This is a genomic window from Levilactobacillus suantsaii (genome assembly GCF_004115745.1).
GTDB classification, from domain to species: Bacteria; Bacillota; Bacilli; order Lactobacillales; family Lactobacillaceae; genus Levilactobacillus; species Levilactobacillus suantsaii.
Window position 1 is genome coordinate 1 of sequence record NZ_QXIL01000007.1, and the last position, 14,286, is coordinate 14,286.

Annotated in this window: 11 protein-coding genes and 1 pseudogene; 4 read left to right on the forward strand and 8 right to left on the reverse strand. The window is 52.3% G+C overall.

Annotation, left to right across the window (positions count from 1 at the left end; genetic code table 11):
* The first annotated feature begins 108 nt into the window (after positions 1-108).
* On the forward strand, positions 109-771 hold the full coding sequence (locus tag DXH47_RS05040) for a LysR substrate-binding domain-containing protein (RefSeq protein ID WP_170954952.1): 663 nt from the start codon (positions 109-111) through the stop codon (positions 769-771).
* A 105-nt stretch (positions 772-876) separates the two neighbouring features.
* On the opposite strand, the gene DXH47_RS05045 is transcribed toward DXH47_RS05040, so the two are convergent.
* Together DXH47_RS05045 and DXH47_RS05050 are read right to left on the reverse strand one after the other, a co-directional pair.
* Positions 877-2,088, reverse strand: coding sequence for an MFS transporter (locus DXH47_RS05045; RefSeq protein ID WP_129032177.1), 1,212 nt, complete (start codon positions 2,086-2,088; stop codon positions 877-879).
* A gap of 363 nt (positions 2,089-2,451) precedes the next feature.
* Positions 2,452-3,792 carry a dihydrolipoyl dehydrogenase family protein gene (locus tag DXH47_RS05050; protein ID WP_129032179.1) on the reverse strand — a complete coding sequence of 447 codons (1,341 nt, stop codon included), beginning with the start codon at positions 3,790-3,792 and terminating at the stop codon, positions 2,452-2,454.
* A gap of 198 nt (positions 3,793-3,990) precedes the next feature.
* Here DXH47_RS05050 and DXH47_RS05055 point away from each other — a divergent pair, with 198 nt between their 5' ends.
* The gene (locus DXH47_RS05055; RefSeq protein WP_129032181.1) at positions 3,991-4,410 is read left to right on the forward strand and encodes a MerR family transcriptional regulator; all 420 of its coding nucleotides are present in this window, start codon (positions 3,991-3,993) and stop codon (positions 4,408-4,410) included.
* A 91-nt stretch (positions 4,411-4,501) separates the two neighbouring features.
* Here the strand turns inward: DXH47_RS05055 and DXH47_RS05060 are convergent, their stop codons facing one another.
* From DXH47_RS05060 to DXH47_RS05075, 4 genes and pseudogenes are all read right to left on the reverse strand, one after another.
* On the reverse strand, positions 4,502-5,518 hold the full coding sequence (locus tag DXH47_RS05060; protein ID WP_129032182.1) for an aldo/keto reductase: 1,017 nt from the start codon (positions 5,516-5,518) through the stop codon (positions 4,502-4,504).
* A gap of 147 nt (positions 5,519-5,665) precedes the next feature.
* Positions 5,666-6,843 (reverse strand): annotated as a pseudogene (locus DXH47_RS05065) (NADH-dependent flavin oxidoreductase).
* 274 nt (positions 6,844-7,117) lie between these two features.
* Complete coding sequence (locus DXH47_RS05070; protein ID WP_129032184.1) at positions 7,118-7,522, reverse strand: winged helix-turn-helix transcriptional regulator; 405 nt, start codon at positions 7,520-7,522, stop codon at positions 7,118-7,120.
* A gap of 81 nt (positions 7,523-7,603) precedes the next feature.
* Positions 7,604-8,590, reverse strand: coding sequence for a cation diffusion facilitator family transporter (locus DXH47_RS05075; RefSeq protein ID WP_129032186.1), 987 nt, complete (start codon positions 8,588-8,590; stop codon positions 7,604-7,606).
* Between the two features lie 333 nt (positions 8,591-8,923).
* On the opposite strand from DXH47_RS05075, the gene DXH47_RS05080 reads away from it, so the two are divergent.
* Both DXH47_RS05080 and asnA read left to right on the forward strand, forming a co-directional pair.
* A complete protein-coding gene (locus DXH47_RS05080; RefSeq protein ID WP_129032188.1) occupies positions 8,924-10,096 on the forward strand; it encodes an iron-containing alcohol dehydrogenase in 1,173 nt (390 codons plus the stop codon).
* Positions 10,097-10,711: 615 nt separating this feature from the next.
* Positions 10,712-11,719, forward strand: coding sequence for an aspartate--ammonia ligase (asnA, locus tag DXH47_RS05085; RefSeq protein ID WP_129032190.1), 1,008 nt, complete (start codon positions 10,712-10,714; stop codon positions 11,717-11,719).
* Between the two features lie 83 nt (positions 11,720-11,802).
* On the opposite strand, the gene DXH47_RS05090 is transcribed toward asnA, so the two are convergent.
* Entirely contained in the window at positions 11,803-13,161 is a 1,359-nt protein-coding gene (locus DXH47_RS05090; RefSeq protein ID WP_129032192.1) for a sugar porter family MFS transporter, read from the reverse strand.
* Between the two features lie 169 nt (positions 13,162-13,330).
* Complete coding sequence (locus tag DXH47_RS05095; protein WP_170954953.1) at positions 13,331-14,152, reverse strand: Cof-type HAD-IIB family hydrolase; 822 nt, start codon at positions 14,150-14,152, stop codon at positions 13,331-13,333.
* Positions 14,153-14,286 lie beyond the last annotated feature (134 nt).

Below are 14,286 nucleotides of genomic sequence, written 5' to 3' on the forward strand. Positions count from 1 at the left end.
AAGCGGATCCACCGAGGGTTCAAAGGACTCCAGGACACCTTGGAAGCATCATTTATTTAAGTTAGATACATATTATATGTACGAAGGCATTTCATTTACACAAGATTCTTGACGCTACCCAATCTGGGCTTCACCTACACTTTGGGTCAACGGCTCGTTCCGGAGTTGATTGAAAATTTTTCCTCCCAAGTGCATAATCAAAAAATCACATTCAGTCTAGGCCAGAGTAACTCCCACGACTTACTCGATGATTTGATCCACGAAAAATATGATTTGGTACTTTCTTCGCTGGTCACTCAACTGCACGACCAAGAGACTGACCGCCTATTGAATTTTTACCCCATCGTTCAGCAAGAAATCGTTGCCGCGCTCCCCAATGACCACCCCCTAGCCCAAAAGCCCCATCTGCATCTGACCGATTTGGCCAACGAACCGTTCATCATGTACTCCCAAAATAGTGGGTTACGCCCGTTGATCGATAAAATTTTTGCCCAAAAACAGATTCGCCCCCACATTAAGTTTCAGGTGGAAGAAGATTACACCATGGTTGGCTTCGTCCAACGCGGCTTAGGCGTCGCTTTAGTCCCCCATTTGTCTCACTTGGATCCGGATACCGTGACAATCCGTCACTTGGAAGACAACCAGTTAGAGCATGAACTCTACCTCGTCACCCGCCAAAATAAATTTATGACCCCCTCAGTTCAGCGATTTCAGGAATTCACTCGCCAGTACTGTTGGCAACATTTCACCCAACCGCAACAACTTATTTGATGGTCTATCGCCTTAAGTATTAAGTTGTAGAAACACAACCGGCCGCACCCAAAGACTAACTTTTGGGTGCGGCCGGTAGCCGTATCGTCTTTAATTTTGATAAACCTAGACTTCTATCGAACGTGTCACCAGTGCTCGAGCCCGCTGGTAAACAGCCACTACGACCAAGCTACAGCCGACACCAATGACCGCTAAAAGCGCATCGAACCACATGAGATCATGGACGCTATTTTGCGAAATGACCGCGGTGATTACGGGAATCGTGAAGGACGCTAAGCCGCTAGCTGTATAGTAAATGCCGGTGATTTTGCCCTTGGCCCGGGGAAAGACGTTTCCCATAATAGTCAGACCAATTTGCATCACGCCACCAGCTGCAAAGCAACCGATTAAAAACGCCCCGATTTGCATAACCGCCAGGACCGGCCAAGCCGCCATGAGCAGCAATGCCGCTAACGAGACTACAGTATCCAGTAACATGAACCAAACTGGTTTGACCCACCTTTCAACCAAGACGGCAGTCACGATGACCCCTAAAATGGACCCAACGCTATAAATACTGACTAACATCCGGGCGTGTAACATCGATAGATCTACCACCCGACTCCCATACTCGGTCAGCCACTGGCTAATCAAATAGAAGGTCGCCATAGAGACGTAACCAAAGATAGTTAGCGTTACGGCCAGAATCCGTTTATGAGCCATAGTCAGTTGGGTTTGGGGCGTAATGGCGGTTTCCACTGTGGCTGCGGTCGAGCCTGGGGCCGCAAATTGCCGCTTGCGCACGGCCAAGAAACTAAAGGCCATCCCCACCGCACAAATCACGAACGACCAACCATACCAGAGATGGGCACCTTCTAACCCGGCAACCAACAACGGTAGAATCAATTCACCAATTGAAGCGAAAGCCTTAATCACGATATTGGCCGTTGCTTGATGTTCGGGATACAATTCCATCAAGGCGGGGTAGGTCCCCGAATCTAAGAATGAATTTGCCATCCCAGCTAAAATCCCGAAAAAGTAGGCCACATAAATGTTGGGCGAAATCAAGATTCCAACGAAAAAGCCCATGTACGTCACAATCCCGATTTGAACAAAAATCCGCCGACCCCACCGGTCAGATAACGTCCCCGCCAGGTACAGGACCAGTAAGCGTCCGATACCAAGTGAAGAAATCACCAACGAGACACCGGCCATATCTACGTGCCAGCTATGACTGAGCGCCAACATGTTTTGCGCGAGAATGACAATCGCCATCCCGTGGATCAGATAATTAAAATATAAACAAAAAGTCGTTTTTCGTCGTTCTGCATGTGTCATTCAATCACCTGCACCTTGATAAATTTGAATTGAGTAACAAAGCACAAATGCTCATTGAATAACAATAAAGGCTTGCTCACTTTCTGTCAAGATGAATTCATCTTGACTCTGACCCATTAAAGGCGCCCGCTTAAATTAGCCGGACGCCTTTTCCTACATTAAATGACCTTTGTTTAAGCCCTGAAATTCATCCTGGCAGTCGGCTTGGGCATGGCATCATCCCTCCTGCGGACCGCTGTGGTGCAACGTATGCCTCTGGGCCCATTCATGGTCCTACCGCCTATTAACAAAAAACGGAAACCAGGTCGTTCCCCCGGTTCCCGTTTTGGTCGGCAAGCATAGTGCCAATCAGGTTAATTCTATTTAGATTTCGCCCCAGGCATCGGCACCGATGGTTGGGAACAATGGCACTAACCGTTCCAACTCGGCGGGACCGTACTTGAAGGTGATAGCTGGCAATAACGTGTTGATGACGTCGGCCGCCTGGGCACTGACTTCAGTGACCCCGACCAAATGATGGTCGGCATCGTAAATCAAGGCGTTATCCCCCGTAGTTTCCTGGGTAACTTGACGATACCAGTCATCCGGAATATGGTTCTTGACCACCGTGTAGTGGTCCGGATCTGCTTGGGCTTGGTCCACAGTCACACCCACTTGGGCGATCCGTGGTGAGGTGAAGACGACCGTGGGAATCGGCGGGTAGTCGATGGCTTCAGTGGTCTCACCGGCAAAGGTGTGCATCAGGTACATAGATTCGAAGATGGCCGTTGGCGTCAAGCGTGGTTGGTCCTTAGCGATGACGTCCCCAGACGCGTAGATGTTGTCCACGCTGGTCTGTAAGTGGTCATTGACCGTGATGCCGGCATCCGTATAGTCAACGCCGACCTCGTCTAAGCCCAGATCAGCCGTGTTCGGGTTCCGCCCCGTGGCGTCTAAGATCCAATCAGCCGTCAACGTCTGGTCGGTATCCGTCGTCAGTTCGTAGTCGTCGGCTTCGTGGGTCACCGCCGTAACGGTCGTCTCCCGCAAAATCTTGACGCCGTGGTCGGTCAAATCACTTAAGACTTGTTCGACGAACGGCTGGTAGAAGGCCCGTAACGCCTTGTCGCCATGTAAGACGATGGTGACGTCACTACCCGCCGCGTTGGCGATGCTGGCCATTTCTAAGGCGATGTAGCCGCCTCCAATAACTGTCAGACGCTTCGGCATCGTTGGTAAGTCCATGAAGTCGGTACTATCGTGGAGAAATTCGCGGCCCGGAATATCTAACCGGTGCGGGTGTAAGCCAGTCGCTAATACGATGTTTTCGGCAGTGTAGGTCTCGGCGTCCACCCGAATGGTGTGGGCATCAACTAACCGGCCGTAACCGTGAATCACATCAATGCCACTGTCTTCGAGCAATCCGCAGATCATGTCGGGCAAGCCGCCAATCACGTCGTTCTTATGGGCCACGTTCGCGTCCCAATTCAAGCGAGTTTGCCCCGTCAAAATCGGATTCAATTCCGCTAATTGCCGTTGAAGCGCCACCGGAGCGTCCAACGAGATTTTAGCGTTACAACCCCGGTTCGGGCAGGTCCCACCGATCTTATCGGCTTCAATGATTCCGACCTTAACCCCCTTACCAGCTAACGGAGCCGCGCCATCGAACGTGCCGTGACCACAACCAAGATATAAGACATCATACTGATACGTTTGCTTTGCCATTTGTAATAGCCTCCCAAGTAATTGTAGCAGTCAATTCAATTGTACAAAATCTAATTTTAGTCTACCTAACTTTCGCCTCACCCGCAACCATTTAGCTCTTTTTTCAACTTACAGGGTTAGTCTACAGGGTTTTGCGCTTGCGGTCACGCATTGTGACGCGTAGGATAGATTTTATTTGATTTAATTGGAGGGATTACCTTGGCTTATCGGATTCAAGAAGTGGCCCAAAAGTGTCACCTTTCTACTTATAGTATTCGCTATTATCACGACCACGGCATGCTGCCCTTTGTCCAACGGGACGCCCATAATAACCGGGTCTTTCACGACATCGACTTGGAGTGGCTCAACCTGATCAAGTGCTTGCGCCAGACGGGCATGCCATTGAAACGCATCCGTCACTACTTAGATTTAGTTCAACAAGGCGACACCACCATTCCCGAACGCTACGCCATTATGCAGGCCCAGCAAGCTCAAGCCCAGCAGGAATTGGCGACCACGCAGGCCCATTTGGCCATCATCACCCACAAAGTCGATCACTACCATGACATTCTTGCCACGGGCCAACCCGACAGTTTCGTGCCGCAAGACCTGCCCACAACCAAGTCCGTTTCCCGATAGCTTTATTATTAATAACTACTAATAACAAAGCTAAATTTAAATAAAAAGTAGTCGGAGGCTTCACTTCGACTACTTTTTTTGCTTACTCACATTAGTGGGCGCCCCACGCAATAGGACCTTGCTGGGCTAAAATTTTATCAATTGTCGTCAGTTCGGCGGTCGTAAAATCCGGGTGGTTGAGCGCTTGAACGTTGGCTACGATTTGTTCCGGTCGACTGGCGCCAATCAAAACACTGGCCACTTCTGGCACCCGTAGGTTCCACGCCAACGCCATCTGGGCTAGGCTTTGGCCTCGCTTCGTGGCGACCGCAGTCAACTTTTGAACCGTGGCCAACGTTTGCTCGACCTGGGTCGAATTTAAGAAGGGAATCGTCTGCTTGTGAGCGCGTGATGTCACGGGAATCCCGTAGCGGTACTTATCAGTCAACAGGCCCTGCGAAAGCGAACTGAACCCGACTGCCGCCTTATGTTCCCGCTTGAGGACCGGAAAGAGGTCCGTTTCCACGTCACGGTTAAACATGTTATAGCGCGGCTGATGAATGATAAATGGCGTCCGCAGGTCCTTAAAAATTGCCGTAATCGCCGCCGTCTGCGCACCACTGTAATTCGAGATTCCCACGTAGAGGGTCTTTCCCTGCCGCACCAATTGATCAAGCGCCAGCGCGGTCTCTTCCACCGCCGTATGGGGGTCCGGTCGGTGACTGTAAAAGATGTCAAAATACTCGAGTCCGGTACGGGCCAAACTCTGGTTCGCACTAGCGATGATGCTCTTGCGCGACCCCCAATTCCCGTACGGGCCCGGCCACATCACGTAACCCGCCTTGCTGGCAATCACCATCTCGTCACGGTATGGCCGGAAGTCTTGGGCCATGATGCGCCCAAAATTTCGTTCGGCACTCCCCGGTGCGGGCCCGTAGTTGTTAGCCAAATCAAAGTAGGTAATGCCCAGGTCAAAGGCCTGGTGTAACATGGCCCGTTGGTTGGCCAACGCATCCACGCTACCAAAGTTGTTCCATAGGCCCAACCCGATGGCCGATAACTTTAAGCCACTGTCCCCAACCCGATTATAGGGCATGGTGGCGTAACGGTGTGCTGCTGCTTGATACATAAACATAACCTCCTCAAATTATTGTCCCCTTAAGGATATCGCTTTCATTTAGTTTGCAACAGCCTTCTTTGTCCCACCACAAAAAGGACACCCCGCCATACCGATGGTCGGGTGTCCCTTGCTCAAACCTTTAATCTCAAAATTCGATTACGACATTTTCTTTTCAAAGCCTTCCATCGGTGCCGCCTGGTTTTGATAAGTCTGGACGGTCTCCGGGTCATCGGTAAAGTGCATCACGGGATAAAAGGCTCCCTTCAAGTACCCCTGCATGGCGCGGGGAATGCGAAGTCCATCCATCTCGTCCGGCGAAAGCTTGAACCGCAGACTGGCCTCGTCACCTCTGGCCACCTTTTCGACCCATTGCGGTTCCCGAATCATCTCGCGACCCATCGCCACGATATCGGCCCCCAGGTCCATGACCCCTTCCGCATCAGCGGGCGTCTCCACGGACCCCACGCCAATCAACGGCTTGCGACCAGCAAGTTGGGTCTTGATTTGGGTCAGGATCGGCGTATGGTCGGACTTGTCGTTCAACGATGTCCGGTGGGCTGAGCCCATCGACACGTGGACGTAATCCACGACGGAATCCCCCAGCATGTCAACAAACCGCAACGAATCGGCTAACCGAATCCCCGGCGTTTCGATTTCTTCGGGGGAAATCCGGTACCCGAGCAAGAAGGGCCGGTCAGCGTACTGGGTCACGGCTTGTTGGGCCTGCGCAATCACGGCCTTGGCAAAGACCATCCGGTCCTGACCCCACTTGTCCGTGCGGCGGTTCGAGTTTGGGGAGAAGAACTGCTGAAGCAAGTAAGTGTTGGCCCCGTGAAGTTCCACCCCGTCAAACCCCGCCTGGATGGCCCGGCGCGTGGCCGCCCCAAAGGCGACGATGATCTCGTCGATTTCCGCGGCGGTCAACGCCCGGGGCTCCTGGGAATCTTCGGGATAAGCGGCCGCCACGGCACTGGCACTGACCGGTTGGGCACCCCGTAAGATTTGATTGTTGGACTTTCGGCCAGCGTGGAAAATCTGTAGCACAGCCTTGGTGCCGTTACGCTTCATCGCATTCGCCAAACGACTCAAACCGGCGATATCACTGTCCTGCGCAATCGACAGTTCGCCTTCGAAGCCCTTGCCACTGGCAATCACGTTAGCGACCTCACCAATGATGAGACCTAAACCGCACGGTGGCCGTAAAAAGCGATTTCGTCATCGGTCACTTGACCGTCATAAAAGCTTGACATGGTCGTGGTGGGGGCCATCGCCATCCGGTTTTTCACCGTCACGCCGTTGGCAAACGTATAGGGTTGCATGAATTGATAAGCCATTTCAAAATTCCTCCTGTTGTTGGTGAGTGAGTCGCTATTGTCGAAGGGGCGTAAGCTTTCGCCCGTGGGCGATAAGCGTTAGCCTCAATGTTCCACGTGAAACATCATGAGTTATTGCCACTTGAGGTGCCCCATCGCTGGACCATTTAGCCGTCATGGTCCACCTCCTATGTTCCCTAGTGTACCGATTTGGCGCCGAAAAAAAAGAAGGCACTTTAAAGTGCCCCCTTCGTGGAATCAAAAAAGTCCGGGTCATTGCCCGCCCCCTTCAGGCCTAATGGGCGTCTTCCGGCGTGTTCAGTAACCGGTCAAAGCCCGTATGGTCGTCCCGAACGGCCACGTCTTGCTTCCCGCTAGCGCGCAACGCCGCCACGTGGCATTCGCCCCAGACCGACATTTGGACCAGAACCAGCCCCAAGGAACGGCCCGTTTCCGTGAGGGTGTAGACTACCTTGAACGGGGCTCGCTCCCCGTAAACTTGCCGGGAAACAATGCCGTCTCCCATTAGTTCACGCAACTGTTGGGTCAAGACCTTTTGCGAAATCTCCGGCAACGCGACGCGCAAATCACAGGTTCGTTGCGGGCCGTTACTCAAATGGCAGAGCAGTTGGGGCTTCCATTTGCCACTGATGACAGCTAAAGTGGCCTCCATCCCCAACCGATAGGTTTTTCGCGTCATGCTCCCGCTTCCTCTCGTGGTTTTTAAAGCCTCAGTATACCCGTTCAAGCACCATTTGACGAGGGCAATTTTCGAGGACGTTTAAGCTTGCGGGTCTGCCGGAATCACCATCACATCGGTGGCCACGATATCGAACTGTCGGCGCATCTGGGCTTCAATCTTCTCGCCCAACCGGTAGCTGTCCTGGACTTCCATGTGGGCGTCCACCGCAATGATGACGTCGAGGGTTACCATGTTGCCGTTGTAGTGGGCCTTCAAGTCCCGGATTGCGATGACTTGGGGCCACTGGTCGATGGCGATACGGAACTGTTTTTCCGCCTGCGGGTCGAAGTAGTCGGCTAAGTTCAAACTGCTTTCCCGAAAAATTTTGATGCCCGCTAACAGGATAAAACCACCGACCACGATACTGGCCACCCCATCGAGCCAGTCCACGTGAAACGCTAGGGCACCGGCGATGGCCACCAGCGTGCCCAAACTGGTCAGCGCGTCACTCAAGCTGTCCTGCGCGGCCGCCGTTAACGCCGCATTTTGCAATCGTCGCCCGGCGCGCCGGTTCAACCACCAAATTAGTAGCATGATGCCCAGCGCCATCCCTGCCCCAACCAAGGTAATCGGCTGGGGAATCGTCCGGGTGGTCGGAATCACCAGGCTTTTGAGCCCGTCATAAATGACGCCGACCGCGATGGCAATCATCACCACCCCCGTGATCAAGGTGTAGACCGTCTCGTAATGAAACCGCGTCAACTGCAGCCGCTGGCCGTTTTGTTGAATATCCGTGGGTAAGGGCTTGCCCATCAAATCGTCATCGTGAATATCCCGGGCGATAAAGATTCCCGTCAACAGCAACGCCGCCGACACGATGCCCGCCAAATTATTCAACGCATCGGCCCGCAAAGTTTGCGAGTGTCCGATGATCGACAAATAAAACTCGATGCCCGAAATGACTAAATAAGCACCAACGTTCAGCCACAGTTGGTGCTGGGCCTGATGTAACTTCTGCAATTCTTGGGCCTGGATGTCCCGCCACTCGGCGGCTTCGGCCTGCTGGTGATGTCGTAATTCCTGCATACCCATCTGCCTCCCCTAATGCTGCCCCCATTATACCCACTTCCACCCGGTTGAGCGTGCAAACGACTTACCCGGGCCGCCGGACACCAGCTGAGCGCAGGTTGAAACTAGATTGTGTAATCCTTACTTAATTTTGATGCATTTTGAAAGCGCCTTATATTTTTTTAAAATCGCGACCATCCTTAGAGCCAACCGCGATGAGGACCGGATTTTGACGGCCACTAAACAAACTTTTTTGTGAAAGCGGTTGCCAACTGTAATTAATTTAGTTATAATTACGTTGTGAAATAGGTATCAAAGATTTTCAAAACTTCTGAAAGAAGGCATTTGACAATGACTGAACGTAGTTATGATTTTCTGATGCCCAGTGTCAACTTCTTTGGCCCTGGCGTAATTAACAAGATTGGTGATCGAGCAAAGACCCTGGGAATGAAAAAGCCCGTTGTCGTAACGGATAAGTTCCTGGAAAGCATGAAGGATGGGGCGGTTCAACAGACCCTCGCTTCCTTGAAGGCGGCCGGCGTGGATTACGTGATCTACAATAACGTCGAACCAAACCCGAAGATTCACAACATCCAAGAAGTGAAGAAGCTCTACCAAGACTCTGGTGCGGATTCCATCATTACGGTTGGTGGCGGTTCCGCCCACGATACCGGGAAAGGTGCCGGCATCATCTTGGCCAACGGCGACGACATCACCAAGTTGGCTGGGATTGAGACGCTGGACAACCCGCTACCCCCACTGATTGCCGTCAATACCACGGCCGGAACTGGCTCCGAATTGACCCGTCACGCGGTCATCACCAACGAAAAGACTCACTTGAAGTTCGTTGTGGTCTCCTGGCGCAACATTCCGCTGGTCTCCTTCAACGACCCAACGTTAATGCTGGACGTGCCAAAGAACTTGACCGCCGCGACCGGGATGGACGCCTTCGTTCAGTCCATCGAACCTTACGTGTCCGTGGACCACAACCCGATTACCGACTCACAGTGTATCGAAGCCATCAAGTTGATTGAAACCTCCTTGCGTGAAGCCGTGGCTAACGGCCACAACCTGGATGCGCGGACCAAGATGGTCGAAGCGGAAATGTTAGCTGGGATGGCCTTCAACAACGCTAACTTGGGCTATGTTCATGCCATGGCGCACCAATTAGGTGGTCAATACGACGCCCCACACGGGGTTTGCTGCGCACTGTTGTTGCCTTACGTTGAGGAATACAACATCATCGCCTGCCCAGAACGCTTTGCCGAATTAGCGAAGATCATGGGCGAAAACACGGACGGCCTGTCCACCCGCGACGCTGCCGAATTGGCTATCAAGGCCATGAAGCAGATGAGCGAAGACGTGGGCATCCCGAAGTCCATCAAGGATATCGGCGCTAAGCCAGAAGACTTTGAGCTGATGGCCGAAAACGCCTTGAAAGACGGCAACGCCTTCTCCAACCCGCGCAAGGGCACCAAGGAAGACATCATCAAGATTTTCCAAGCCGCTTACGACGCTAAATAAATCTTTAAACTCTAGCAATTAACCAAAAGGGATAGCGAGACACCGGGCGTTTAACCGCCTGCGTGTCCCCCTGTCCCGTTTGTCATGGGCGGGTCCATCGACACGTTGCTGGCTCGCTTCCTCGTCATAAAAAATTTTATGTCCCAAAATCTACCACCCCCGTAAGTCGGCTTAGCCCTTTCCAGTCACGGTTTTATCTGCCATCCTGATCTGCGGATTTTCGATTAAAACTCGGCGGTAACTCTAATTAATTTCAAATTTTGCTTTTACATTTTATTTTTTAGTGCTATTCTATTGGCAACAAGATAAAAGCGATAAGAAAGCAGAGTAAGCTTCTTCACCCTGACAGTGACTTGGGAGTAGTGAGAACCCAACCCAGACCTTGAACTAGCTGAATAACCCTTTCTTAAGTTTCTGGCTGAAACCCATGTGGCGAGTAGGTTTAGACGTTGACCGGTACGTTACCAGCGGTGGAGCATGTTAGTGCTCTTCTTTGAGGAGGCCTATTTGAGATAGGCAATCTGGGTGGTACCGCGAAAAGTCTTTCGTCCCTGTATTAGGGACGGAAGACTTTTTTATTTTGCAATAACTTAGCTGAACAAGGAGTGGACAACTATGGACTTAATTATTCCTAAGGACTATGATCCAAAATTAAACGTGATTGAAACCCAAAAGGCGATTCGCTATATTCGTGAAACCTTCCAGGATGAATTTGGCAAGGAACTGAATTTAACGCGGCTTTCCGCGCCAATGTTCGTTGAAAAGGGCACCGGGTTGAACGATAACTTGAACGGGGTCGAAAAGCCGGTCTCCTTTACCATGCAGGACATGCCGGGTAAGACCATCGAAATCGTCCACTCTCTGGCCAAGTGGAAACGCCTGGCCTTGAAGCGGTACGGCTTCGAGTTACACACCGGTCTCTACACCAACATGAACGCGATTCGCAAGGACGAAAACCTTGACAACATCCACTCGATCTACGTCGACCAGTGGGACTGGGAAAAGATCATCAGCAAGGAAGAACGGACCACGGCCACGCTGGAGAGCACGGTCAAGACCATCTTCAAGGTCATCAAGCACATGGAACACGAAGTTTGGTACAAGTTCCCGAAGGCTGTCCACCACTTGCCCGACGAGATTCACTTTGTCACCACCCAAGAACTGGAAGACGAGTTCCCAACGCTCACGCCGAAGGAACGCGAAGACGCCATCACCAAGCGTTACGGCGCCGTCTTCTTGATGCAAATCGGCGGCAAGCTCAAGAGTGGCCAACGCCACGATGGCCGGGCCCCCGACTACGACGATTGGAAACTGAACGGGGACATCTTGTTCTGGTATGAACCGTTACAACACGCCCTCGAAATCTCCAGCATGGGGATTCGGGTCAGCGAAGACTCGATGCGCGCCCAACTCAAGGATGCCCACGCCGAAGACCGCGCCCAATTACCGTTCCATAAAATGCTGCTAAACGGTGAACTCCCCTACACCATCGGGGGTGGGATCGGTCAGTCACGACTGTGCATGTTGTTATTAGGCAAAGCCCACGTGGGAGAAGTCCAAGCCAGCGTTTGGCCGCAAGCTATGATTGACAAATGCTACGCCAACCACATCCAGATTCTTTAAATTAAAGTCTTACTTCACGCGTAAAATTAAAACGGGTTGCCCAGGACGTCTTGTCCTGAACAACCCGTTTTGTCATCTTACCTTTAAGCCTCGTGCCGCAAATCCATTTCGATCTGTTCGAGGGACTTGCCGCGCGTTTCGGGGACCAGATAGTGTACGAAGACCAAGGACAACACGGCAAAGACCGCGAAGATAGCGAACGGTCCGCCCACGTTATTATGGAAGGCACTGAGCAAAACCAGGAAAAATTGGGACACGATGAAGTTGCCAATCCAGTTGGCCGCCGACCCGATCGATGACCCGATGCCCCGGACACTCAATGGAAAGATTTCACCAATCATAACCCAGGCGATGGGCCCCCAGGAAATGGCGAAACCGAAGATGTACACGGCAATCAAAATCATGGTCGGAATCGCGGTCTGGTGGATACTCAAAGTAAAGTTCAAGACCGCGAGCACGCCCAGTGAGCCGGCCATCACGATTGACCCGAAGTCCAGTAACGTCTTGCGGTTGAACTTATCCATCACGCCGTACGCCAGAATCGTGACCAAGAAGTTGACCACGCCAATCCCCACGGAAATCCAAATGGCACTGTTTTCGGCAAAACCAAAGCCCTTGATGAAGACTTGGGGCAAAAAATAAATCACCGAATTAATGCCGACTAATTGTTGCAGCAACATGATACCGATGGCCGCCACCACGGCTGGCCGGGCAATCGTGAAGAGCATTTTGATACCGCCGCGTGGTTGGTGGGCAATCTCTTGGATGTCTGCCAGCTCGGCGTTCGGGTCAACGTCACTTTGTTGCCGCAGGTAGGTCAAGACCTGCCGGGCAGCGTCGACTTGTCCACGTTCCACCAGGTAGCGCGGTGATTCCGGCAACAATAGACCGCCAATCAATAACGCGGCGGCAGGAATCAGCGCGGACCCCAACATCCACCGCCAGTCCCGCACGCCCAAGAGGTTGTGGCCCAAGAAACCCAGGTTCGAGACGTAGGCCAGTAAAATTCCAAGCGTAATCATCAGTTGAAACATGGTGCCCAACGACCCGCGCCGGTCCGCCGGGGCCAGTTCCGCCAGATACGCCGGGGTCAACGCGGACGCCGAGCCCACGGCTAAGCCTAAGATAATACGGGCAACGATCATGGACCCAAAGCCCACGGCCACCATCGACAGTGACGACCCTAAGAGAAACAAAACGGCCGCTAAAATCAAGAGTTTCCGCCGGCCGTAGCGGTCAGCTAAGGGCCCCACGCCAAGGGCCCCTACGGACGAGCCAATCAATACGGATGACGTAATGAAGCCCGTTTCGGCAATCCCTAATTTAAAGTTGGCTTCAATCAGTGGTGACGCGCCCGAAATAATTCCGGTATCAAACCCGAACAATAGGCCCCCTAAGGCCCCGAAGACAAAAATAAACGTGGTACTCAATCGTGGTCGCATCGCTTTCACTCCCCCCACATCTTAAATTTTCCCTTAATATAAGGTGCCGCGCCGCGAAAGGAAACGGTTTAACCTGCGAGTTTTTGCCGCCAACAAAAAAAGCCCGCTTTCGCCGGCTTTCACGTAAAGTTTACCTATGAAAATGGGACCGTCTGACTGGTCTAATTCCCTAAACTAACGTCGAGAGAACGTTTAAGACACCCTCGTCATTATTGGTTTGGGTAAAGTGGCCAACTTGAGCCTTGACGGTCGGTGTGGCGTTTTCGACCGCGTAACCGTAAGGGGTCAATTGCAACATACTCAGGTCGTTTTCATTGTCGCCGAAGGTCATGATTTCATCGTCGGCAATCTGGTACTTGTCCTGTAGTTGCCGCAATCCCGCCGCTTTGTTAACTGAACTTTCGCTAATCAGTTCGGTGTTGTACCCCGAGGTCTGACTCGCTAGTTCGGCGGGCAAAGAATGGCGCAACGTCGTCATCACGTGCGTAAAGTCCACGTGGGGCTGGAAGGTGATGCCGATGCTGGTGATTTGGTCGTTCAACCGCGTCGGGGTGACCGTTGGCAGGTCCGCCACCCGTTGCAGATGGCCGTAATACCGGTGGGTCAAATCGTACGCCCCTTGGGAGATACGCTGGTCCACGTAGGCCGATTTGAACCCGACCACGATGTGTTCCGCAATCTCATCGGCCGTGAACTTTTGTTGAATGACGTCCAACGTAGCGGCCACCGCATCGGCGGGCATGGCCGTCACCTTCAGCGGTTGGCCGTTGCTATGCACGACCGCCCCATTTTGGGACACGAAATCCATGTGGTCCTGGAATTCCTGAAACTGAGTTTGTAACCGTTGGTACTGTGAGCCACTGGCGGCCACGACATGAATCTTTCTCGCCCGTAACTTAGGTAATAACTCCGCGAAGCGTTGATGGTTGTAGGTGTTTTCGTCGTTCAAAAACGTCCCGTCCATATCAAACGCGACTAATTTAATCGTCATCTGCCGTTGCCTCCCTAAAAATCCAATAATAGAGTTAGCATACCACAAAGGGCCACAATGTTTCATGTGAAACATGGCTGAGTGTGTCACATTCCCCCATTAGCGGACAACAAAACGGGCCTGGCAGTTTCACC

What these genes read in the sequence shown, in the direction of transcription:
- DXH47_RS05050 (WP_129032179.1), bottom strand. Translation starts at nt 3,792, where the DNA reads ATGGCAAAGCAAACGTATCAGTATGATGTCTTATATCTTGGTTGTGGT.
- DXH47_RS05095 (WP_170954953.1), bottom strand. Translation starts at nt 14,152, where the DNA reads ATGACGATTAAATTAGTCGCGTTTGATATGGACGGGACGTTTTTGAAC.
- asnA (WP_129032190.1), top strand. Translation starts at nt 10,712, where the DNA reads ATGGACTTAATTATTCCTAAGGACTATGATCCAAAATTAAACGTGATT.
- DXH47_RS05070 (WP_129032184.1), bottom strand. Translation starts at nt 7,522, where the DNA reads ATGACGCGAAAAACCTATCGGTTGGGGATGGAGGCCACTTTAGCTGTC.
- DXH47_RS05045 (WP_129032177.1), bottom strand. Translation starts at nt 2,088, where the DNA reads ATGACACATGCAGAACGACGAAAAACGACTTTTTGTTTATATTTTAAT.
- DXH47_RS05060 (WP_129032182.1), bottom strand. Translation starts at nt 5,518, where the DNA reads ATGTATCAAGCAGCAGCACACCGTTACGCCACCATGCCCTATAATCGG.
- DXH47_RS05090 (WP_129032192.1), bottom strand. Translation starts at nt 13,161, where the DNA reads ATGCGACCACGATTGAGTACCACGTTTATTTTTGTCTTCGGGGCCTTA.
- DXH47_RS05080 (WP_129032188.1), top strand. Translation starts at nt 8,924, where the DNA reads ATGACTGAACGTAGTTATGATTTTCTGATGCCCAGTGTCAACTTCTTT.
- DXH47_RS05075 (WP_129032186.1), bottom strand. Translation starts at nt 8,590, where the DNA reads ATGCAGGAATTACGACATCACCAGCAGGCCGAAGCCGCCGAGTGGCGG.